We start from the raw sequence: 24,308 nt of genomic DNA, 5'->3' as shown, positions 1-24,308 counted from the left end.
TTTTTCTAAGGGGGAACATATTATGTTCCCCCTTATTGAGATAATCTTATATGTCGCCTTGTGCAGTATGTCTCGTTTTGATGTGATGAGAAAGTTTACTATTTCGCACCGTTACTAATAATGTAAAAAAGGAATAACGATGCGTAAAGTTACTCTAGTATTCAGTACAATTGTGCTCACTTTTGGTTTGAACAACATGGCACAAGCAAAAATGTTTATGCCTGAGCAAGTTGATTCAGGCGTTTCTGTGGCAGAGTTGGCTCAACGTCATGCGGTGCATTGGGTATCCGTAGAGCAGATTAAGCAAAGTCTGCAAAACCAACCCGTAATGGCGGTAGGTTTTGATATCGATGATACCGTACTGTTTTCAAGCCCAGGTTTTTATCGTGGTAAATCGGAGTATTCGCCTAATGACAATAGTTATCTGAAAAACCTGGCATTTTGGGAAAAAATGAATAATGAATGGGATAAATTCAGTATACCAAAAAAGATCGGCATTGAATTGGTTCAGATGCACTTAAAGCGGGGTGATGACATTTATTTCATTACAGCCCGGACAAAAACTAAGACAGAAGCGGTGACCAAATACTTACAGGAAGACTTACATATTCCAGCCGATAAAATGAATGCCGTTATTTTCGCGGGAGATGAATCAGGTAAAAATAACAAAGTCAGTTGGATGAGAGAGCATAAATTGAAAATTTATTATGGCGATGCAGATACTGATATTGCCGCTGCTCGTGAATTGAATATTCGAGGTATTCGTATCTTGAGAGCATCAAACTCTTCTTATCAGCCCCTGCCTAAAGCTGGCCGCTTTGGAGAAGAAGTCGTCATTAATTCTGAGTATTAATCTTAAAATTCAATACAATATACCTGATTAAAGGTACTAAAGGTGCTCTTTTTAAGTTTTAAGCCATAATAATTTAAATTATTATGATGAAAATTTTATTTTTCTTAGATTTTATTTTACCTGGTGCGATCAAATTTGATTAGGTAGGCATCCTATCTTAAAGAGTAATTATGTATATAATTAGCAGTATTCTTTCTGATAAAATAGGTCTGCGGATAATTATAATAAGTCATTGGATAGCTGCATATATAATAAGGTGAGGTGAGTTCTTATGGTGAAGAACACGGTCAGGTTACTGAAAGTTTCTTTTATCTGTAGCACATTGGTGGTATCAGCAGGAACTCTTGCAAATCAACAAGGTGGACTGTCATCAAGTGGTATGCAACAATTACCAACAGAACCAAAAATAGAAGGTTCTGTTATTTTAATTGATAAGACAATTCCTATTTCTCCAGTGAATTCTATTGATGAAAATAGAAAACAGTTACAAAATTGGTTACCACAACAAGTAAAACCGATATTTCTTGATCGTTTAACAAATTTATATGCTAACAATAAAATGCAACCATTGTGGTCAGATAATAAAGCTATTAAGCAATTTGAAGAACAATTAGTTGAAATGTCGCTAGCGGGTTTTCAACCTCAATTCGAAAAATGGCTGATACAACTTCATTCTCCTGAATTAAGTGAAATAGGGCGTGATGTTATCTTATCTGATGCTATGTTAGGTTATCTCCATTTTATTAATAATGTTGATAAAAAAGGCATCTCATGGTTATATAGTAAGTCTCCTTATAAGCTTGAATTACCTCCGTCCTCTTTAATTAATACATGGCAACAGCATATCAATAGCAATAGCATTTTTTCTTATATTACGCGTTTATCACCGAATCATCCCATGTATGAAAATATGCGTAAGGAGATGCGGTTCCAATTGGCTGATCAACGGCCATGGACTGAGTTTTCATTTAAAGGAACTTTAAGACCAGGACAAAGTAGTGAAAGTGTTATTGTATTAAGGAAAATATTGGCTCGTTCAGGGATATTGGATTTATCTTCTGCCAAATCCGATAGTAGGGTTTATGATAAAGAATTAACAGCGGCTATAAAACATTTTCAAGCCTTACATGGGTTATCAGCCGATGGGGTTATCGGTAAATCCACTAAAGCATGGTTAAATACGACCCCACAAACTCGCGCTCGTATTATGGCCTTAAATATCCAACGATTACGAATTATTCCCGGAGATATTCCTACAGGTATTTTAGTTAATATCCCTGACTACTCACTTTTCTATTATCTGGATGGCAAAGAAGTATTGAGTTCTAAAGTCGTCGTCGGGCGTCCCAGCCGAAAAACACCTATCATGAGTAGTGAATTAAATAATGTGGTGATCAATCCTCCGTGGAATGTACCCACCAGCATGACCCGAAAAGATATTGCACCAAGGGCGATGCGTGACTCAAGTTATTTTCGTACGCGTGGTTATACGGTCTTTTCCAGTTGGAGCAATGACGCTAAAGTTATCGATCCTTCGTCTATTAACTGGGGCGTAATAACACCGAGTAATTTCCCTTATCGTATTAGGCAATCACCAGGCCCAACTAATTCATTGGGGCGTTTTAAATTTAATATGCCAAATTCAGAAGCCATTTATTTGCATGATACACCTAATCAAGCTTCTTTCAGCCGAGAAATGCGGGCGGTTAGTTCTGGTTGCGTGCGTGTCAATAAAGCACCTGAATTGGCTAATATGTTGTTGGGAGGTGCGGGTTGGGATAAAACTAAAGTTAATAGTTCATTGAAAACATGGTCAACAAAATATGTCAATATTCCCAAAAGAATTTCTGTGTTTCTCTATTATCAAACAGCGTGGGTCGATAAGGGAGGGAAACCACAATACCGAGATGATATCTATAATTATGATATGAATGCAAGGCAGCATTCAGCGTTACTTGACAAGATCTTGGTAGCCAGAAATGATTTATAATTTCTTCCGTTACCAATGAAACTTAAAGAAATAAAATTGGTGTTGATATCTATATTGTAAACAGAGAAGAAAATAATGTTTTCTTCTCTGTTATCTTTTATTACTCATTATTTTAAAAGTGTTTTTTACTATGGCTTGTTTTTAATGAGCTGTTTTTTATTGATTACAATTCTAATATTATCAATTATGTTAGATAGATCACAATAATAAGGTGGTAAATTTACAGTAAAATACAAAATGATTGAAACTATTTTTTATTTTCTGATGTCTTACTAGATGATTAAGTTGAATTATAAATGCATTTAGATAGTATTAATACATTAAAGAATAGCAGGGCATATTATCCATGAATAACATTGACCATGATCGCCGAAAGTGGCTCGGTATAAGTGTGGCCGCATTGGGACTAAGTTTATTACCTCAATCGGTTTTGGCTGCATTGACAACGCCACGTCCTCGAATTTTACGTTTTGATAACCTGCATACCGGAGAAACACTCAAAGCCGAATTCTTTGATGGTCATCGGTATAATAAATCAGAATTGGCTCGCCTGAATTATTTATTCCGCGATTTTCGACAAAATAAGGTTAAAAACATTGACCCGAAATTATTTGATCAAATTTATTTATTGCAAATGCTGATGGGAATAAATAAACCTGTTCAATTAGTTTCGGGTTATCGTTCCTTGGCAACAAATAATATGTTGCGTCACGCCAGTGGTGGCGTGGCAAAACATAGTTATCATACCCGTGGACAAGCCATGGATTTCCATATTGATGGTATTCATCTCACACATATTCGTAAGGCGGCACTGAAAATGCGGGCAGGGGGAGTAGGGTTTTATCCAAAGAGTAATTTTATTCATATTGATACAGGCCCGGTCAGGACGTGGTAATCTTATTACTTATAATGAGTCTTGATTGTGGAGTGAAACAATATAATGAAATACCACATTATCCCCGTCACAAGGGCGATGCAAAATTGCACATTAATTTGGTGTGAAGAAACTCAGGAAGCGGCGATTGTTGATCCTGGTGGTAATGCTGAACAACTTATCGCTGAAATAGAGCGTCGTGGGCTGAAAATCACCCAAATTTTGCTGACACATGGTCATTATGATCATGTCGGTGCTACTGTCGAAGTCGCGAAGCATTTTGGCGTATCTGTTTACGGGCCACATAAGGGAGATGCTTTTTGGATAGAAGGCTTGGAAATTCAATGCCAAATGTTTGGTGTTGAACCATGCCCCTCTTTTACGCCAGATCGTTGGCTTGATGAAGGGGATACACTAAAAATTGGCAGTATTGAATTATCCGTTTTGCACTGTCCGGGGCATACACCGGGGCATATTATCCTTGCTAACCACACCGATAAAATCATCTCAATGGGAGATGTATTGTTTAAGGGCAGTATTGGCCGCACTGATTTTCCGGGTGGAAGCTATGATGAATTGATTCAATCTATTAAGAAAAAAGTATTACCATTGGGGGACGAGTATCAATTCATACCTGGTCACGGCCCAATGTCAACTTTAGGACATGAGCGGAAAACCAATCCATTCTTACAGGATTAATCGCAAACGTTTTTTTGTCGTAAGATAATGTGAAGAAGATAAAAGCCGCTTTGTCAGCGGCTTTTGAGAAACTCAGATTACTGCAACGATAGCTTCACACAGAGGAACCATATTTTCCAGTGTCAGACCCGCTACGTTGATACGACCAGAGCTAACCGCGTAAATACCATACTCTTCACGCAGGTGATCAACTTGTTCTTTAGTCAATCCGCTGAATGAGAACATACCATTTTGAGCGCTAATAAAGCTAAAGTCTTGCTTCGCACCTTTTTCTTGTAAGGTGTTTACAAACAGTTGGCGCATACGTTTAATGCGTTCACGCATTGTTGCCAATTCCTGAATCCATTCTGCTTTCAGGTCATCATTGGACAGAATGGTTGTCACAACAGAAGCACCGTGCGCTGGCGGGTTAGAGTAGTTGGTACGTACAATGGATTTTGCCTGGCTGAATGCTTTTTCGGCAGTATCGCTGTCTGCTGCAACGATGGTGCAAGCTCCGACACGTTCATTGTACAGACCAAAGTTTTTGGAATAAGAGCTAGCTACGATCAATTCATTGTGGTTTCTGGTAAAGATACGCAGGCCTTCTGCATCTTCATCTAATCCTTTGGCAAAACCTTGGTAAGCAAAGTCGAATACGGGCAACCAGCCATTTGCAGCAGATAAGTCAGCCAGTTTTTGCCACTGTTCAACGGTTGGATCGATACCCGTTGGATTATGGCAGCAACCATGCAGCAGAACGACATCACCTGCTTGTGCTTCAGACAAACTTGCCAACATGCCATCGAAATCCAAGGCATGACTTTCTGCATCGTAATAGTTGTATTCGCGGATCTCCAAGCCAGCACTGGAGAAAACGCCTTTATGGTTTGGCCAGGTTGGGTTGCTGATCCAGACACGTTTTGCATTGGTCTGTTTAGCAATAAAGTCAGCGGCAATACGGAGTGCGCCAGTTCCGCCTGGGCTTTGTACAGTGCGGGCGCGTTTGTCAGTGACGATAGGGCTGGTTTTACCGAAAAGCAGTTCCTGAGTGACGCGGCCAAATTCAGGTAATCCACTAATTGCCAGATAATTTTTGGTAGTTTCGTTTTCCAGCAGGAATTTCTCTGCTTTTTTAACAGTAGTTAAAACAGGGGTTTTACCGGTTTCGTCTTTGTAGACGCCGATACCTAAATTGATTTTGTTTTCACGGGGATCGGTTTTAAAGCTATCGGCTAAACCAAGAATAGGGTCGGCAGGCGCTGCTGTGATTTCTTCAAACATTTTTTTGATTCCAAGACTCGGAGAGTTAAGCCCAAAATAAGTTATACGCCGCTCAGGGTAACCTTAAGGAACTCATTTGCCAACCACTTGTAGCAAAAAGAATAAAATCTTGTGAAGTGGTTTACGGAGTGGAGAAAAGAGCCTGAAAAAACAGTGAGGTAAAATGTAAAAAGCAGCGCCGCAGCGCTGCTTTTTCTGAGATAAATCGATTAGCGTTTCGCTAAATAATTCATCAACAGTAATTAGAACTGATAAGTCAGGCCAACACCGAATACGTTGCGAGCGCCTGCGTCTGTTCCTTCGTTTTTGTCCAGCAGGTTGATTTTGTAATCAACGTAGGTAGACAGGTTTTTGTTAAAGTAGTAGTAAGTACCTACAGAAACATATTTAACCAGGTCAGCGCTGTAGCGTTTTTCGCCTTCACCCAGCTCTTTGCCTTTAGACTGAACGTAAGCCAGAGATGGTTTCAGACCGAAATCAGAGAACAGGTATTGTGCAACTAATTCGATATTCTGGGTTTTATTAGCAACACCTTTTGCTTCCACACCATTAAACCGTGCTGAACCAGGAGTCATGTTACGGGTTTCGCCGTACATTGCTGCCAGATATACGTTGTTAGCATCGTATTTAGCACCCAAGTTCCATGCTTCAGCGCGTTCACCTTTAGCATAGGCATTATTATCCCAATCATCGTTTGCACGAGTAGAATTAGCGTAAGAACCACCCACAGTGATACCGTAACCTACGTTATAGGTAGTAGCCAAACCGTAGCCATCGCCGTTTGCTGTAGTACCGCTACGGTCATTTTTGGTGTGCTCGCTGTTTTGACCTTGGTATTGCAGGGCAAAGTTCAGGCCGTCAACCAGACCGAAGAAGTCAGTGTTACGGTAAGTCAACAGACCGGTAGCACGGCCAGTCATGTAGTTATCAGTTTTAGACATGGAGTCACCACCAAAGATTGGCAGTACGTCAGTCCATGCGTTAACGTCGTAGTTTACGCCGTAGTTACGACCGTAATCCAGTGAACCGTAGTTAGCGAATTTCAAACCAGCGAAAGCTAAACGAGTAGCAGTATCTGCACCATCAGCTTCTGCGCCCTTAGCCTTCAGGTTGTATTCCCAACGACCAAAACCAGTCAGTTGGTCAGTGATCTGAGTTTCGCCTTTGATACCGATACGAGCATAAGAATCGTCGCCATCTTCGCCGCTTCTTTCATCAGCGATTTGGTGACGAACGTCTACTTTACCGTACAGATCCAGTTTGTTGCCATCTTTATTAAAAATTTCAGCTGCGTTTGCTGTACCAGCAGCCAGCAGAGCTGGAATTACCACTGCAAGAATATTGCGTTTCATTATTATTACCCTCATTGGTGTTATCTAGACACCTGCCACTGCCAGAAATAGAACACTAAAAAATTTTGGAACTATTTGTGGGTATCGAGTGTCTTATTAGTCGGCGACCAGTGTTCCATTGGTAATGAATTTTATCTACCCTCAAAATGCTACAAAAGCACAGAATCAGTAACAAAGTGAAAATAGATGTTTCAAAATGTAAATGTCAGGGAACTTTTTTAGTGTGCTTTTCGCTATAAAATAAAAAAAGCCAACTTTCGCTGGCTTTTCATGGGATTGATTTTTAGCTTATTTATTGAGCTAATTCATTAGAAACTTGCGTTTCTTGGTGTCCGTGGGAATGGGATAACATCACGAACGTTGGATACGCCAGTAACATAAGCGACCAGCCGTTCGAAGCCCAAACCGAAACCGGCATGAGGAACGGTGCCGTAACGGCGCAGATCGCGATACCACCAGTAATCTTCTTTATTTAGCTCCATTTCTTCCATACGTTGATCCAGCATATCCAGACGTTCTTCACGCTGGGAACCACCGATGATTTCACCGATGCCTGGCGCTAATACATCCATTGCTGCAACAGTTCTACCGTCGTCATTCATGCGCATATAGAAGGATTTAATGTCTTTTGGATAGTTTTTCATGATCACTGGCGCATTGAAATGTTTTTCTGCCAGATAACGCTCATGCTCTGATGCCAAATCCACACCCCAGAAAACAGGGTTTTCAAATTCCTGACCACAATTTTCCAGAATTTCTATCGCATCGGTGTAGTCCAACTGAACGAAATCTGAATCAACAAATTTTTCCAGACGAGTGATAACTTCGCTGTCAACTCGTTCTGCAAAGAAGGCCAGATCATCAGCACGTTCTTCTAATGCAGCCCTGAAAACATATTTCAGCATGTCTTCAGAGAGCCTGGCAATATCATTTAGATCGGCAAAAGCCACTTCGGGTTCAACCATCCAAAATTCTGCCAAGTGACGGCTGGTGTTGGAATTTTCTGCACGGAAAGTTGGTCCGAAGGTATAGATTTTGCTTAATGCACAAGCATAAGCTTCGCCGTTTAACTGACCGGATACAGTAAGGAAAGCTTCACGGCCGAAGAAGTCCTGGCTGAAATCCACTTCGCCTTTATCTGTGCGTGGCAAGTTTTGCAAATCCAACGTGGAAACGCGGAACATTTCGCCAGCGCCTTCTGTATCTGATGCAGTGATCAGCGGAGAGGATACCCAGAAGAAGCCTTTTTCATGGAAGAAACGATGCAGGGCCTGGGCCAGTGTATGGCGAACACGGGCAACGGCACCGATCAAATTGGTGCGCGGGCGAAGATGAGCCACTTCGCGCAGGTATTCAATACTGTGGCGTTTAGCCGCCATTGGGTAAGTATCAGGATCATCAATCATGCCAACAACAACGACTTTAGTGGCCTGCAATTCAAAATCCTGACCTTTACCTTGCGATTCCACCACCGTACCGGTGATTTCGACAGAACAGCCCGTGGTTAAATGTAATATTTCATCCTGATAATTAGGTAAATTATTATTAACGACGGCCTGTAATGGATTAAAGCAGGAACCGTCATAGACGGCGAGGAACGAGATACCAGCTTTAGAATCTCTCCTTGTACGTATCCAACCGCGAACGGTGACTTCGTTGTCAACCGGAACCCGGCCTTGCAGTACATCGACTACAGGCGCTACGCTCATAAATTTCTCTCTTTTGTATATAGTGGATTAATAACTAGATAGATTTACCAAATACTCCCTTAGTCAGGGAGCAGATTGCCTATCTTACTTGTCATCTCTCAGGAAACAAGAGGAAATTGCGGGTCTTAATGGGGAAACAGAGGGAAAAGTTGTTTTTTTATTTGCGTAACCCGCATGAAGCCGGTTACGCAAAAGATAATTAGACAGGTTATGCCGTTTTTCTATACCACTTTCTCTATATAGGGAATGTCGAACGCCCGACGTAACCTGTTGACAAACTCATCATCTTCACAGATGGTTTTTCCGGGGCTATCCGACAGTTTTGCCACGGGTTTACCATTGCATTCGACCAATTTGATAACAATATTCAGTGGCTTTATGCCCGGAATATTACAAGTCAGTCGTGTGCCAATGCCGAAAACAACATTAATTCTCTTATGGAAATGGTGATACAGCGCCAGTGCTTTTTGCAGATCCAAACTGTCAGAGAACACCAAGGTTTTCGTCATTGGATCGATACCCAATGATTGGTAATGCGCTATGGCTTTTTCACCCCATTCAATGGGATCACCTGAGTCATGACGCAGGCCTTGGTAGGCTGTTGCTAATGGTTTGTCAAAATCTCGCAGAAAAGCATCCATGGTAATACAGTCAGTCAGGGCGATGCCTAACTGGTTTGGATACTCATTCAGCCAGGTTTGGAGTGCTGCTCTCTGGCTATTGGCAAGTTCCGGACTAATTTGTTGGTGGGCTTGAAACCATTCATGGGCTTGTGTACCGAGAGGCGGAAGATCAAGCTGTTCTGCCAGTTGATAATTACTGGTTCCAATCAAATAAGGGAAGCTATTTTTCAGCTCATTGATAATGGCATATTGCACTGCGTGTGAAAAACGACGGCGAGTACCAAAATCCATTAATTTAAAACCGGATAGATCGATATTTTTTTCCGCAGCGTCTTTGTAAAACAGCTCTATCAGTTTTCTCAGCTGAATAACGGCATCTTCCGGCGTTATTTCAGGTGAGTGATGACGATGAACCAATTCGCTGATCAGGGCAAGCAGAGGCACTTCCCACAAGATAACTTCGTGCCATAAACCGGAAATGCGGATGGCTAATTGCCCTTCATGGGTAACAGAAACTTCGACTTGTTTAGGATTAAAGCGGAATGTTTTGCACCAGTTCAGGTAATCCTCTTTGAAGAACGGAAGGCGAGAAAGATAATCGACTTCGTATTCTGTCAATGTTAAGTCTGCCATCATGTCAATTTGATGACGTAATGACTCGGCGTATTCTCCGAGCCGTTCATCACCACGGCAACGAAATTCTGCAACAACAGGAATATTGTTGTAATGGTGGTACACTGCTTGCTGCATGTGAAACTTATAGGCATCTGTATCAAGCAGTGATTTGATAATCGGGGTAGCGTCTAAAGTCATGGCGCGTCAGGCATCCTCGCGGAGCATATTCGTGTCAGCTAAATCGATAAAGTCGGGAGAGTATACCGTGATTATTGGGTTATTGAAGCCATATAACTGCATATATTTTCCCGAATCTAAAGATTATGGTTAATCCATTTATAGATAATATCATGTTAAATGAGATATGAGATGACAATTAGCACGAAAGTACTAATATGCTGACCACATTGTTTATACCTTTATTTAATAAGTTATTAACATCTAAAAAAAGAGACTTATTGATTGAAAGGAAAGTTTCTCTATGGCAGCGTTTATGCTTTTAAAAATAATGGAAAAGGTTCCCTATGACACAACAGCGACTCGTTAAACACCGTCTGGATTATAAAACACCAGATTACACAATTACTAACATTGATCTCGATTTTGAACTGGATGCTGAAAAAACAACGGTGACGGCAATCAGTCAGGTAAAACGTCAGGTCAATGGCATTACCCCACTGGTTTTGGATGGAGAAAATCTCACGTTAAAAGGCATCTATATCGATGATAAAGCGTGGGAGCATTATCAGGAACAGGATGGAAAGTTGCTGATTGAACAACTTCCAGCCCGGTTTACTTTGAAAATTGTGAATGAAATTCACCCGGCAGCAAATACCGCACTTGAAGGGCTGTATGTCTCTGGTGATGCTTTGTGTACCCAGTGTGAGGCAGAGGGATTTCGTCACATCACGTATTATTTGGATCGCCCAGATGTTCTGGCTTGTTTTACAACTCGCATTACTGCGGATAAATCCAGATACCCATTCCTGCTTTCCAATGGTAACCGTATTGAACAAGGGGAGCTGGAAGATGGGCGTCATTGGGTAAAATGGCAGGACCCGTTCCCAAAACCTGCTTACTTGTTCGCATTGGTTGCGGGGGATTTTGATGTCCTGCGTGACACGTTTGTGACCCGTAGTGACCGTGAGGTTGCACTGGAGCTGTTTGTTGATCGAGGTAACTTGGATCGTGCTGACTGGGCCATGACATCGTTGAAAAATTCGATGAAATGGGATGAAACCCGCTTTGGTCTGGAATATGACCTTGATATCTATATGATCGTCGCTGTTGATTTCTTCAATATGGGGGCGATGGAGAACAAGGGATTGAACATCTTCAATTCCAAATATGTTCTGGCAAAAACGGAAACGGCGACTGATGAAGACTATCTCGCCATTGAAGCTGTGATCGGGCATGAATATTTTCATAACTGGACCGGAAACCGCATTACCTGTCGTGACTGGTTCCAGTTAAGCCTGAAAGAGGGGCTGACAGTATTTCGTGATCAGGAATTCAGCTCTGATCTGGGTTCACGTTCGGTTAACCGTATCAAGAATGTGCGTGTTATGCGTTCTGCACAATTTGCCGAAGATGCCGGTCCTATGGCTCACCCTATCCGTCCTGATCAGGTGATGGAAATGAATAACTTCTATACGTTGACCGTCTATGAAAAAGGCGCAGAAGTGATTCGGATGATCCACACCTTATTGGGTGAAGAACAATTTCAGGCGGGTATGCAGCTTTATATCCATCGTCATGATGGTAGCGCTGCCACCTGTGATGATTTTGTACAGGCGATGGAAGACGCTTCAAACGTCGATTTGACTCTCTTCCGCCGTTGGTATAGCCAATCCGGGACACCTGTGCTGACTGTCCGTGATGAATACGATGCAGAAAAACAACAATATATTTTGCATGTTAGCCAAATGACGCCACCAACGGCAGATCAGAAAGGGAAACAGCCATTACATATTCCTTTGGATATGGAGCTTTATGATGAACAAGGCAGGGTTATCCTGTTGCGCCGCGATGGTCAGCCTGTGCATCATGTTTTAAATGTTATTAATGCAGAACAATCATTTATCTTTGATGATGTTCCATCACAGCCTGTCCCTTCTTTACTGCGTGAGTTTTCTGCACCAGTGAAATTGGATTATCCATACAGTGATGAGCAGCTTTCATTTTTAATGCAACATGCGCGTAATGAATTCTCCCGTTGGGATGCGGCACAGACATTGCTAACCAACTATGTGAAGCTGAATGTTGCCCGTCACCAAAAATCCCTGCCACTGGAATTGCCAATGCATGTCATTGATGCTTTCCGTGCTGTATTGTTGGATAAAGATATTGATCCGGCTCTGGCTGCATTGATCTTGACCCTGCCGTCTGAAAATGAAGTGGCAGAACTGCTTATGGTAGTAGATCCGAAAGCTATCCATGATGTCATTCGTGCCATGACAAAGGCACTGGCTAATGAAATGGCGGATGAGTTTTCTGCGGTTTATCATAGTCTCCAGACAGGCGCATACCGTATAGAGCATAAGGATATTGCGAAACGTGACTTGCGTAATACCTGCCTCTATTATCTGGCCTTTATTGATACCAAAGAGTTGGCTGATAAATTAGTGGCGGCGCAATATTATCACGCTGATAACATGACTGACAGTATCGCTGCCTTATCTGCGGCTGTATCAGCTGAATTGCCTTGCAGTTATCAATTAATGGATGAATTTGATCAGCGTTGGCATCAGAATGGCTTGGTTATGGATAAATGGTTCAAGCTGCAAGCAACCAATCCGGCCTTTGATGTGCTTGAGAAAGTGCGTGGCTTGATGAAACATCGTTCTTTCAGCTTGAGCAACCCAAACCGTGTTTATTCACTGTTGAGAATGTTCTTTAGCAAAAATGCCGTGGCCTTCCATGCTGAAGATGGTCGTGGTTATCAATTCTTGGTGGAAGTGCTAACCGAACTGAATAGCCTGAATCCGCAAGTAGCATCACATTTGATTGATCCATTGATTCGTCTGAAACGTTACGATGAGAAACGTCAGGCTTTGATGCGTGCGGCACTGGAGCAGTTGAAAGGAATAGAGAACTTATCTGGTGATCTGTTCGAAAAGATTACTAAGGCGCTTGAAAGTTAATATGTAACATATTCTTCGGTTATTGTCGGAAATGAGATTGCGAACAAACCCCGTTGTTGTTTTAAATGGGGTTTGTTTTTGCCTGCTTGCTTATATAGAGAGGGCTTTTTTGTTTACTCATATAATGGTAAATTAACGCTCTCTTCCTGCTACAACAGCGCAGCAATTATATATGTATGAGATTGCGTGTAGTTCAAAATGTATCACTGATAATTCTCACGTAAAAACAATCATAAAGAACAATAGGTTAATTTAAATGTATTACTCTCTAGTACGGAAGGCATTGTTCCAGCTTGATCCTGAACAGGCACATGAGCTGACTTTCCGCCAACTCAAACGTGTTGCCGGTACTCCTTTCGAATTTCTTATCCGCCAGTCAGTTGCCACTAAGCCCGTTACTTGTATGGGATTGTCCTTCAAAAATCCACTGGGTTTAGCCGCCGGTCTTGATAAAAATGGTGATTGCATTGATGCATTTGGCGCAATGGGCTTTGGGTTTGTTGAAGTTGGTACAGTAACACCGCGCCCGCAAGCTGGAAATGATAAGCCAAGATTATTCCGGGTGGTTGAAGCGGAAGGGATCATCAACCGGATGGGGTTTAATAACCTTGGGGTAGATAATCTGGTTGAAAATGTTAAGCGCTCAAAATATGACGGGATTATCGGGATCAATATTGGCAAAAATAAAGATACTCCGGTCGAAAATGGAAAAGATGATTATTTAATTTGCATGGATAAAGTTTATCCTCATGCAGGTTATATCACTATCAATATTTCTTCTCCTAATACGCCTGGTTTGAGGACATTACAGTACGGTGATGCACTGGATGATCTCTTGTCTGCAATTAAAAATAAACAAAGTGAACTTCAGCAAAAGTTTCAAAAGTATGTTCCTGTTGCTGTTAAAATCTCACCCGATCTTTCAGAAGAAGAATTAATAAAAATAGCTGATAGTTTAATGCGCCACCATATTGATGGTGTTATTGCAACAAATACCACATTGGATAGAAAGATTATCGAAGGTTTGAATCACTGTCAGCAGGCCGGGGGATTGAGTGGGCGTCCGGTGCAATTGCGCAGTACAGAGATTATCCGTCGCCTTGCGCAAGAATTAAAAGGTGAAATACCTATTATTGGTGTAGGGGGAATTGATTCACTTGTTGCAGCCAGAGAAAAAATAGAAGCAGGTGCTTCATTAATTCAGATATATTCCGGTTTTATCTATAAAGGGCCAAAACTCATCAAAGATATTGTTAATCATATCTGAATATTTGCTGCAATTTTGGGGGTGGGGGTTTATTTCTGCCCTCAACTCGTCTATATTTTGTCTTATAGATTAAATTATATCATTTATTTTTTAACTTCTTATTTCGTTGGCAATGCTTATTTTAACCAAAAAAGCTATTTTGAGCATAAAAGGGTAATCAATGAAAATTAGACCTGATGATCAGTGGCGCTGGTATTTTGATCCTGAGCATAACCGTGTCATGCTTGATCTCGCTAATGGCATGGTTTTTCGTTCTTGTTTCCCGGCCAAGATGTTGACTGATTACGCTGTTACAATGAAAGAAATGTCATTCTCAGTTGATGATGCCGCACTTTTTTACACTTTTGAAGAACATTTACGTCGTATCAATATGGCTCCTGCGTTTAGAGCTGAATTAGCTTTGAACGGGGTGGTTGCGTTACGTTTTATGAAACCACAAATGCCTAAGAGCTGGTATTTTTCCCATTTTTCTTTGGTAGAGAAACCAGAACACGGTGAAATTATTCAGCTTAAATTACAGGATAGCGGTACTGAGGCGCTGTTTATGGTTGCAGAAGTGGGTAACAATGCCAGCTTGTGTCTATTGGCCCAGCAAAAATTAGAGATGCCCGATCGTGTCATGAATTTTTGTGATCCCATTAAGGTCATGAATGATCGCATCATGCCCTATGTCGAGCCTGTGCAATCAACAATATATGATAGGGCAATCTAGTGCCATTAGGCCGCTATGTTCATAATATTATTAACTTAAATAAATTACTTCTATCAGCATTATTGATTGCCCTTTATCATTCACCTATATTTATAGCGTCAGTCAATGGAATGTTTTTTCCATAATATATTTCTTGCTTAAAAGCTCAGTAATAAAAATCAGACAGCTAGCTTACTTATACTGCCTGATTTAAATACAAATGTTATCGTTATATATTATTAATGTTTATCTTAGTTCGATAACTAAATCATTTTGAGGTATACAGCTACATGCCAGAATTTGTCCATTATCCTCAATGGACGTTGATTTTAATGGCAATACATCCCCTTGGACCAAAGATATTTTACAGGAGCCACAAATACCGGCACGACATGAATAGGGAATTTGAATACCTTGATCTTCGAGTTGTTCTAAAATAATTTGCTGATTATTGCCAATAAAACGTTGTCCATTGAATTCAATAGTAACGGACTGTTGAACTTCTTCCTTTATAGGCAAATCAGCCGCTTGTTCACCACTACCATATTCGCGTGGCGTTCTCTTTTCCAAAATGGTGACACGATCCCCAACTCGGATAATGCCGCTATTACGGGCAATGGCGTTCTGTCCAAAATCAACCTCCCTATTTTCTTTGGCTGTTCTGAAAGACTGTAGTGTCGCCAGTGGCTCACTTTGCGGATTTTTACGGCCTTTTTCTGGGCTGACTGTTGTCAAAATACAGCGACTGCATGGTTTTGGTAGATCGAAAACAATATCGCCGATTTGGATGGTTTGCCAGCTATCTTCTTCAAAAGGAGTTGCACCAGTGACAATGATATTGGCACGGAATTGCTCTAATTTAATACTGGCAGGACAGCGTTGTTGCAAGGCATAAAAAGAGGCTTCATTGATAATTAAATAGGGAAAACCATCTGCGAATGATAAAGAAATATCGGGGAATTTCTTGACCCGTCGTGTTAGTTCTTCACTGAGCCAACGTAATTGTACAGGTTTATTAAAAAAGTCACTGAGCCAACTATTCACCCTCTCAGGAGCGACTAACGCGGTAAAATGATTTCCCCAAACTTCGGTAGGGAAGCGCTCCTCTTTAAAATCATCGTAAAGTACAGTGGCGCTTTCTCCGTTTGGTGCCTGCAAATACAGACCGTTATGGAGCATAGTTGGAGTAAATAGCAGCATCTGCGGATATTGGCGGGCAGTAATAAAAGTACCGTCTGTGCTGGTGATCATAAAATTGCGATCAAACATCAGGCCACTTTCATTGACGAGAGAATGAGAGAGTTGTAATCCACGCATGGATTTGACGGGGTAGGTATAGAGGCGCGACAGAGTTAACATTCATTATCTCCCAAATATTTTTATCTTTGCCAAAGTATTTTTAGCTTTATTGTGTCAGCAACTTTAGGACATGTCGAAGGTATTGGCTATAATGTGCCACAATTTTTTTGGTGGTGAACTTTTGTGATGATTAATAAGATGAACTCTCTCTTTGCCAGCACGGCACGTGGGCTGGAAGAACTGTTAAAGAACGAACTGGAAATCCTGGGAGGACAATCCTGTAGGATTGCCCAAGGTGGGGTTCATTTTCAGGGCAATGAGCGGACGATGTATAAAAGTTTGCTGTGGAGCAGACTGGCATCCCGTATCATGATGCCGCTTAACGAATTTAAAGTTTATAGTGATTTGGATCTGTATCTTGGTGTCCAGTCTATTGACTGGAGCGAGATTTTCTCCGTTGATAGTACGTTCTCTGTACATTTCAGCGGCACGAATGAGGAAATCAGAAATACACAATATGGTGCATTGAAAGTAAAAGACGCTATTGTCGATAGTTTTATGCGCAAAATAAAACAACGTCCTGATGTTGCTAAACAACAACCTGATGTCCGTATCCATGTTTTCCTGAATAAAGAGAAAGCAACCGTATCACTCGATTTGAGTGGAGATAGCCTTCATATCCGTGGCTACCGTGATCTGGCTGGACAAGCACCACTGAAAGAGAACCTTGCCGCCGCGATTATTTTACGTTCTGGCTGGAATGCAGGAACGCCAATGGTTGATCCAATGTGTGGCTCAGGAACGTTGCTGATAGAAGCGGCCATGATAGCAACAGATTGCGCCCCCGGCTTGTATCGTAAGCATTGGGGATTCACATCATGGTTGCAATTCAATGAAACAATCTGGCGTGAAGTGACTACAGAAGCACAGGTCCGTTTCCGTAAGGGGCTACAGGAAACGACTTCCCGCTTTTTTGGCATAGATATTGACCGTCGTGTAATGGATATGGCACGTTCGAATGCACGCAGGGCAGGGGTGTCCCAATTGATACAGTTCCAGCAGGGAGATGCCAGCAAACTGGAAAATCCCCTGCCGGAAGGGCCAGAGGGAACGGTATTAAGCAACCCGCCTTATGGAGAACGTCTTGAAAGTGAACCGGCACTGATTGCATTGCACAGTGTATTTGGTCGCGTGATGAAATACCGCTTCCCTGGCTGGCGTTTATCACTGTTCAGTGCCTCGCCGGAATTGTTGGGTTGTTTGCAATTACGCGCAGAGCGTGAGTTTAAGGCTAAAAATGGCCCTCTGGATTGTATCCAAAAGAATTATTTCATCCAGAAAAATGAACAGCTAGCGGATAAATCTCAGCCACTGGATATCGGTATCGCTGAGGATTATGCTAACCGACTGCGTAAAAATGAGAAAAAAATCAGCAAGTGGGCCAAACAACAAGGTATTGATTGTTATCGTTTATATGATGCAGATTTACCTGAATACAATGTTGCTGTTGATCGCTATGCCGATAAAATCGTTGTGCAAGAATACGCCCCGCCGAAATCCGTGAATGCTAATAAAGCCCGTCAACGCCTGTTTGATGTGATCAGTGCAACAATGAATGTGCTCGGTTTATCATCCAACCAACTGATCTTGAAAACGCGCCAACGTCAGAAAGGCAAAAGCCAGTATGAAAAAATGGCTGAGAAGCAAGAATTCTTTTTGGTAAACGAATATGGTGCAAAATTCTGGGTTAACCTGACCGATTATTTAGATACGGGATTATTCCTTGATCACCGTATTGCGCGCAAAAAATTGGGTGAAATGAGCCGAGGCAAGGATTTCCTTAACTTATTTGCCTATACCGGTTCTGCGACAGTTCATGCAGGATTGGGTGGCGCGCGTTCGACAACCACGGTAGATATGTCTCGCACTTATCTTGAATGGGCAGAGAAAAACTTACAGGCTAATGGCTTAACTGGGCATCAGCACCGTTTGATTCAGGCTGATTGCCTGGGATGGTTGGCTCAGACCCGTGAACAATTTGATGTCATCTTTATTGATCCGCCAACATTCTCTAACTCCAAGCGAATGGAAAACACGTTTGACGTTCAGCGTGATCACATCGAATTAATGAAACAATTAAAACTTCTGTTACGTCCGGGTGGAACCTTAATGTTCTCCAATAATAAACGGGGTTTTAAAATGGATTTTGCTGAATTAAATAAGCTAGGTCTGGTTGCAAACGAAATAACAGAAAAGACTTTATCTCAGGATTTTACCCGTAACCGTCAGATCCATAACTGCTGGTTGCTGCATCACGTTGGCGAGGACAAATAACATTATGTCATTGATTAGTTTATCCGGTGCTTGGTTATCATTCAGTGATGCACCGCTGTTGGATAATGCTGAACTGCATATCGAAGAAAACGAAAGAGTCTGTTTGGTTGGGCGCAATGGTGCGGGAAAATCTACATTGTTGCGCGTGTTGGCAAAAGAACAACCATTGGATGATGGCCTGGTGATTTATGAACAGGACCTGATTGTTGCACGCTTACAGCAAGATCCTCCTCGTGACATAGAAGGTACGGTATTTGATTTTGTTGCGGAAGGGGTAAAAGAGCAGGCTGAATACATCAAAGCGTTCCATCATATTTCGCGTTTGGTAGAAACCGATCCTAGCGAGAAAAATCTTAACCATCTGGCAGAATTGCAGGAAGTACTGGATATCCGTGGCCTATGGACATTGGATAGCCGGATTGACGACGTATTAAAACAACTCTCCTTGCCAGCAGAAGCGAAACTCTCTTCATTGTCTGGTGGTTGGTTGCGTAAGGCGGCATTGGGCAGGGCGCTGGTTTGCTCTCCAAAAGTGCTGTTTCTTGATGAACCAACTAACCATCTTGATATTGATACTATTGAATGGTTGGAGAATTTCCTGAAAGACTTCAATGGCAGCCTTGTCTTCATTTCCCATGACCGCTCATTCATTCGCAACATGGCGACACGTATTGTTGATCTGGATCGCGGAAAACTGACCTCATGGCCGGGAAATTACGATAAATATCTTGACGGAAAAGAAGAGGCGCTGCGGGTTGAAGAGTTGCAGAATGCCGAATTTGACAAAAAACTGGCGCAGGAAGAAGTTTGGATCCGCCAGGGTATTAAAGCACGACGTACCCGTAATGAAGGCCGGGTAAGGGCATTGAAAGCATTACGTGTAGAACATGCTGAACGTCGCAATGTCATGGGAACAGCGAGAATGCAGGTCGAAGAAGCGACACGTTCCGGTAAGATTGTCTTTGAAATGGAAAATGTGAATTACCAGATTGGTGGTAAAACATTAGTCAAAAATTTTTCGGCTCAAGTCCAACGTGGCGACAAAATTGCGTTAGTGGGACCAAACGGCTGCGGTAAAACGACATTATTGAAGTTAATGTTCGGCGATTTGTCAGCAGATAGTGGGCGCATTCATTGTGGGACCAAACTTGAAGTGGCTTATTTTGATCAGCATCGTGCTGCACTGGATCCTGATAAGACGGTTATGGATAACCTCGCTGAAGGTAAGCAGGAAGTCATGGTCAATGGACGTTCCCGCCATGTATTGGGATATTTGCAGGACTTCCTTTTCCATCCCAAACGCGCGATGACCCCTGTACGCGCGTTGTCTGGTGGTGAGCGTAATCGCTTGTTGCTGGCCCGTCTATTCTTGAAACCAAGTAACTTGCTTATTCTTGATGAGCCGACCAATGACCTTGATGTTGAAACATTGGAATTACTTGAAGAATTAGTTGATAGCTATACCGGAACCGTGATTTTGGTCAGCCATGACCGCCAATTTGTTGATAATTCAGTCACTGAATGCTGGATTTTTGAAGGCAACGGGGAAATCAACAATTATACGGGGGGATATTACGATGCCCAGCAGCAACAGGCACAAACAGTTTCCCTGCGTCAAGCTTCGGAGAAAATGGTTAATGCTGAAAACAAGGCAGTTAAGCCGAAACAATCACCTAAACGAACAAACAATAAGATAAGTTACCATTTACTGCGTGAATTAGAACAACTACCATTATTATTAGAGAAATTAGAAGAAGAGATAAATAAATTGCAATCTCAGGTCAGTGACCCGGAATTTTTCAATCAATCACATGAAATTACGCAAAATGTTCTGAATGAACTGGCAAATAAAGAACAAGAATTGGAAAAAGCATTTGATCGCTGGCAGGAATTGGAAATGATGAAAAATGGATAATAGCTGCCGCATAAAAGAAACTTGTGGGTTTTGCTAAAGGAGAAACACTTTGTGTTCCAATAACCACCAGCATGACAAGCTGGTTCTTTGTCCCCAGTGTGACATGCTGGTGGCTGTGCCTGATTTGGAACAAGGGAAAAAGGCGGTTTGTCCACGGTGTCATGCGTTATTGACAGCAAAGTGGAGAGAGCCGCGCAATCAACCAACAGGCTATGCATTAAGCGCATTAATTATGCTTTTTCTCGCTTGCTTGTTTCCTTTTGTTAGCATGAGTGTGGCGGGGATTGTGAGTGAAATAAAGTTGACTCAGATCCCCCAGGTGATGTTCAACGAAGACTATTCCAGCATGGCTGCGCTTTTTTTGGTCTTCGTTCAGCTTGTGCCGACATTTTGTATGGTTGCCATCATCCTCTTATGTCAGAACGCCAAAATGGCGCGCCGCTTGAAAATAGAGTTGGCGCGCATTCTGTTTAAGATGAAAACATGGTGTATGGCAGAAATCTTCCTTGCGGGCGTATTGGTCAGCTTTGTTAAACTTATGGCACATGGTGAAATCAGTATCGGCCTGAGTTTTTTCCCTTACTGTTTGTTTTGTCTGTTTCAGGTCAGGGCATTTCAGTGTCTTGACAGGCATTGGTTTTGGAATGAAATTGCTCCGGCTCCTAAAGTTTGCCATACCTTGCAGGCAGGAAAACCGGGCCTGGTGCAAGGTGTCAGGCTTTGCCAGAGTTGTACCGCCATCTTGTCCGCCCAACAATCTCGGTGTCCCCGATGCCACACAAAAGGGGGCGCGCGCCGCCGCAATAGCCTTCAGTGCACAATGGCACTACTGATAACATCAGCCATACTTTATATTCCAGCGAATGTTTTGCCTATCATGGTGACCCAGGCACTGGGACAACAAATTAATTCCACCATTCTGGAAGGCATTATTTTGCTTTGGGGTTCTGGCTCATATCCTGTTGCAATGGTTATTTTTATTGCCAGTATCATGATACCTTTATTGAAAATGCTGGCTATTAGTTGGTTATGCTGGGATGCAAAAAGTCAAACGGGCCATGATTCCGAAAAGATGCATTTTATTTATGAAATGGTGGAGTTTGTTGGGCGTTGGTCAATGATTGATGTATTCGTTATTGCCGTCCTATCCGCACTGGTTCGCATGGGACAACTGATGAGTATTTATCCGGCCCTGGGCGCAATCCTGTTTGCCCTGGTTGTTATTTTGACGATGTTTGCATCAATCATGTTCGATCCGCGTTTAACTTGGGACAAAGCCAATCGTAAATTTGGGCTGCATAAGAATGAGGAGTTGTAAGGTGACGGATAAAGAAGAAGATCTGACTCAGGCCAGAATTCGTAAACTTAAGAGTTGGTCACCTGTATGGATCGTACCAATTATCACAGTGCTGATTGGGGCTTGGATACTGTTTTATCATTTCAGTCATCAGGGGCCAGAAGTCACATTGATTACTTCTAATGCTGAAGGTATTGAGGCAGGTAAAACTAAAATTAAAAGCCGCAGTGTTGACGTTGGTGTTGTCGAAAACGTGTCTTTGAGCGAAAACTTGGGGCAAGTTATCATTAAAGCCCGTCTAAATGATGGGATGAGTCGCTTGCTACGCACAGATACTGCTTTCTGGGTTGTGAAACCTCAGATTGGCCGTGAAGGTGTTTCTGGTCTGAGTACATTACTGTCCGGTGTCTTTATCGAATTACAGCCCGGCACACAAGGCGAAGAAGAAAACCGCTTTTCATTGCTTGATGCCCCGCCGCTTGCTTCCCCTGATGCAAAAGGTATTCGTCTGATTCTGACCAGTGAAAAAGCAGGACGATTAACGCCCGGAGATCCAGTGCTATTTCGGGGATATCGTGTGGGTTCAGTGGAGGCCGGCACTTTTAATCCAACATCCCGATTGGTTAGTTACCAAATTTTCGTTAAATCACCTTATGACGCTTTACTGACTACAAATGTCAGATTCTGGAAAGACAGCGGCGTCACATTTGATATGTCATCACAAGGTATACGGGTTGAAGTTACTTCATTATCGACTTTGTTTGGCGGTGGTGTGAGTTTTGATGTACCAAAAGGTTGGGAACTGGGTAATTCAGTGAAGGAAAAAGAGGTCTTTAAACTCTACGATAGCGAGAAAAGTATCCAAAACGCACTGTATGCAGAACATACAGACTTTTTACTGTTTTTCTCTGATTCTGTGCGTGGCTTACAGCCGGGAGCGCCTGTCGAATTCCGTGGTATTCGAGTAGGAACGGTAGCAAGAGTACCTTTTTACAGTGAAGATATTAAGCAGCGCATCGACAATGACTTCCGTATTCCTGTATTGATTCATGTAGAGCCTGGGCGATTTGTGAAAGAGTTAGGTAATGGATTCAACACCGATAAAGAATTGAAGGAAACTATTGCCAGGGGGTTGAGAGCTACCTTGAAACCGGGCAATTTACTCACAGGTGCGTTGTTTATTGATCTGGACTTTTTCACTAATGAGAAACCCTGGAAAGGCCCATATGAAATCGCGGGTTATAAGACTTTGCCCACAGTAAGTAGTGGCTTGGCGCAAATTCAACAAAAAGTCACTACGGTGCTGGATAAGATCAACAATATGCCAATTGAACCGGTGCTTGTTCAGGCAACACAGACGCTTAAAGAAAGTCAAAAAGCAATCAAAACAGCGCAGAAAACAATGGATGAATTAAATCGCGTTCTTGCGAGTAAGGAAGCACAGGAACTGCCTAAAGATATACAAAATACATTACATGAGTTGAACCGCAGTATGCAGGGGATCCCAGCCAGGCTCACCGGCTTATAGTCAGCTGATGGATAATATGCAACAGTTGGAGCAGGTATTACGTGAATTGCAACCTGTTTTGAAGACGCTCAATAACAAGAGTAATGCATTGGTATTTGAAGCCGAAGCGATAAAAGATCCTGAACCCAAAAAGGCGCCTAACTGATGAAAAAATTGATTTCAAAATTGGCTTTTTTTATTTCCGCCAGTGTGTTTATTGTTGGAAGTGGGCTTATTGCGGGATGCAGTGATAGCCAGCCACAAAAGACATATTATCAGTTACCGGTCCTGGCTAACGTGGTATCGCAGGAAGGCAAATTGGGGGCTAAACATGAACAGCAGTTGTGGATTAAAAGGGTTAACCTTTCTGACTACCTTGCCGCTCCAGGAATTGTGTATCAGACAGGGGAGGTGAGCTATATCAATGCATCTAACCATTTATGGGCTAGCCCATTGCAGCAACAGTTACAACAAGTATTGATTGCAGAACTGAGTGCCGCATTTCCACATCGTTTGGTTTCTCCGCAGGAATTAGAAAAAGACGCAGATGCTCTGGATATCACAATAACTGCTTTTCACGGGCGCTATGATGGTCAGGTATTGATTGAAGGCTATTGGATATTGTCTAACCCAGACAGCGTGATAAGACGGCCATTCAGCCTTAAGTTGAAACAGGAAAAAGATGGCTACGCTGAATTAGTGCTTACCTTAGCTAAGGGTTACAGCCAATTAGTCAAATCCATTGCCCGGCAACTCTCTTTGCAACGTTAACCGAGTATGCATAGGGGGATGGCGCCAGGCGCAAGAAGATCGTATGTGAGTTAATCAAAAAGACGAAACACCTCCGTAGTAGCGGAGGTGTTCAGAGAGGTTATAA

The 24,308-nt window shown here is 42.2% G+C and carries 16 protein-coding genes and 1 pseudogene; 12 read left to right on the top strand and 5 right to left on the bottom strand.

What is annotated here, in order from left to right; all coding sequences use genetic code 11:
* Positions 1–139 precede the first annotated feature (139 nt).
* From aphA to ACSJJG_RS11945, 4 genes are all read left to right on the top strand, one after another.
* Entirely contained in the window at positions 140–853 is a 714-nt protein-coding gene (gene aphA, locus ACSJJG_RS11960) for an acid phosphatase AphA (RefSeq protein ID WP_481089480.1), read from the top strand.
* Between the two features lie 271 nt (positions 854–1,124).
* Positions 1,125–2,843 (top strand): L,D-transpeptidase, encoded by a 1,719-nt coding sequence (ldtD, locus tag ACSJJG_RS11955; RefSeq protein ID WP_481089479.1) that lies wholly within the window; start codon positions 1,125–1,127, stop codon positions 2,841–2,843.
* A 346-nt stretch (positions 2,844–3,189) separates the two neighbouring features.
* On the top strand, positions 3,190–3,738 hold the full coding sequence (mepK, locus tag ACSJJG_RS11950; protein WP_481089478.1) for a peptidoglycan L,D-endopeptidase MepK: 549 nt from the start codon (positions 3,190–3,192) through the stop codon (positions 3,736–3,738).
* Between the two features lie 45 nt (positions 3,739–3,783).
* The gene (locus tag ACSJJG_RS11945) at positions 3,784–4,416 is read left to right on the top strand and encodes an MBL fold metallo-hydrolase (RefSeq protein ID WP_481089477.1); all 633 of its coding nucleotides are present in this window, start codon (positions 3,784–3,786) and stop codon (positions 4,414–4,416) included.
* Between the two features lie 72 nt (positions 4,417–4,488).
* On the opposite strand, the gene ACSJJG_RS11940 is transcribed toward ACSJJG_RS11945, so the two are convergent.
* From ACSJJG_RS11940 to pncB, 4 genes are all read right to left on the bottom strand, one after another.
* A complete protein-coding gene (locus ACSJJG_RS11940) occupies positions 4,489–5,679 on the bottom strand; it encodes an amino acid aminotransferase (protein WP_481089476.1) in 1,191 nt (396 codons plus the stop codon).
* Positions 5,680–5,921: 242 nt separating this feature from the next.
* Positions 5,922–7,031, bottom strand: a complete 1,110-nt coding sequence (locus ACSJJG_RS11935) for a porin (protein WP_481089475.1) — start codon at positions 7,029–7,031, stop codon at positions 5,922–5,924.
* Between the two features lie 308 nt (positions 7,032–7,339).
* On the bottom strand, positions 7,340–8,740 hold the full coding sequence (gene asnS, locus ACSJJG_RS11930; protein WP_481089474.1) for an asparagine--tRNA ligase: 1,401 nt from the start codon (positions 8,738–8,740) through the stop codon (positions 7,340–7,342).
* A gap of 221 nt (positions 8,741–8,961) precedes the next feature.
* Positions 8,962–10,176, bottom strand: coding sequence for a nicotinate phosphoribosyltransferase (pncB, locus tag ACSJJG_RS11925; RefSeq protein WP_481089473.1), 1,215 nt, complete (start codon positions 10,174–10,176; stop codon positions 8,962–8,964).
* A 326-nt stretch (positions 10,177–10,502) separates the two neighbouring features.
* Here pncB and pepN point away from each other — a divergent pair, with 326 nt between their 5' ends.
* The 3 genes from pepN to ACSJJG_RS11910 all read left to right on the top strand — a co-directional run bounded on the left by pepN (position 10,503) and on the right by ACSJJG_RS11910 (position 15,100).
* Entirely contained in the window at positions 10,503–13,121 is a 2,619-nt protein-coding gene (gene pepN, locus ACSJJG_RS11920; RefSeq protein WP_481089472.1) for an aminopeptidase N, read from the top strand.
* A gap of 256 nt (positions 13,122–13,377) precedes the next feature.
* Entirely contained in the window at positions 13,378–14,388 is a 1,011-nt protein-coding gene (pyrD, locus tag ACSJJG_RS11915; RefSeq protein WP_481089471.1) for a quinone-dependent dihydroorotate dehydrogenase, read from the top strand.
* Between the two features lie 160 nt (positions 14,389–14,548).
* Positions 14,549–15,100 (top strand): cell division protein ZapC, encoded by a 552-nt coding sequence (locus tag ACSJJG_RS11910; protein ID WP_481089470.1) that lies wholly within the window; start codon positions 14,549–14,551, stop codon positions 15,098–15,100.
* Between the two features lie 225 nt (positions 15,101–15,325).
* On the opposite strand, the gene ACSJJG_RS11905 is transcribed toward ACSJJG_RS11910, so the two are convergent.
* Positions 15,326–16,438 carry a YcbX family protein gene (locus ACSJJG_RS11905; RefSeq protein ID WP_481089469.1) on the bottom strand — a complete coding sequence of 371 codons (1,113 nt, stop codon included), beginning with the start codon at positions 16,436–16,438 and terminating at the stop codon, positions 15,326–15,328.
* 138 nt (positions 16,439–16,576) lie between these two features.
* Between ACSJJG_RS11905 and rlmKL the strand changes: the two genes are divergently transcribed.
* From rlmKL to pqiC, 5 genes and pseudogenes are all read left to right on the top strand, one after another.
* On the top strand, positions 16,577–18,712 hold the full coding sequence (rlmKL, locus tag ACSJJG_RS11900) for a bifunctional 23S rRNA (guanine(2069)-N(7))-methyltransferase RlmK/23S rRNA (guanine(2445)-N(2))-methyltransferase RlmL (protein ID WP_481090428.1): 2,136 nt from the start codon (positions 16,577–16,579) through the stop codon (positions 18,710–18,712).
* Positions 18,713–18,716: 4 nt separating this feature from the next.
* Positions 18,717–20,627: an ABC transporter ATP-binding protein gene (locus ACSJJG_RS11895; protein WP_481089468.1), complete on the top strand. Its 1,911-nt coding sequence runs from the start codon at positions 18,717–18,719 to the stop codon at positions 20,625–20,627.
* 49 nt (positions 20,628–20,676) lie between these two features.
* Entirely contained in the window at positions 20,677–21,945 is a 1,269-nt protein-coding gene (gene pqiA, locus ACSJJG_RS11890; RefSeq protein WP_481089467.1) for a membrane integrity-associated transporter subunit PqiA, read from the top strand.
* Between the two features lies 1 nt (position 21,946).
* Positions 21,947–23,597 (top strand): annotated as a pseudogene (gene pqiB, locus ACSJJG_RS11885) (intermembrane transport protein PqiB).
* Positions 23,597–24,202, top strand: coding sequence for a membrane integrity-associated transporter subunit PqiC (gene pqiC, locus ACSJJG_RS11880; RefSeq protein WP_481089466.1), 606 nt, complete (start codon positions 23,597–23,599; stop codon positions 24,200–24,202). Before pqiB ends, pqiC begins: the two are co-directional and overlap by 1 nt.
* The last annotated feature ends 106 nt before the right edge of the window (positions 24,203–24,308 follow it).

The sequence above is a fragment of the Xenorhabdus sp. SGI 60 genome, assembly GCF_056632175.1.
Note: the sequence above shows the minus strand (reverse complement) of the source record. Positions and strands in the feature narration are given on the sequence as shown.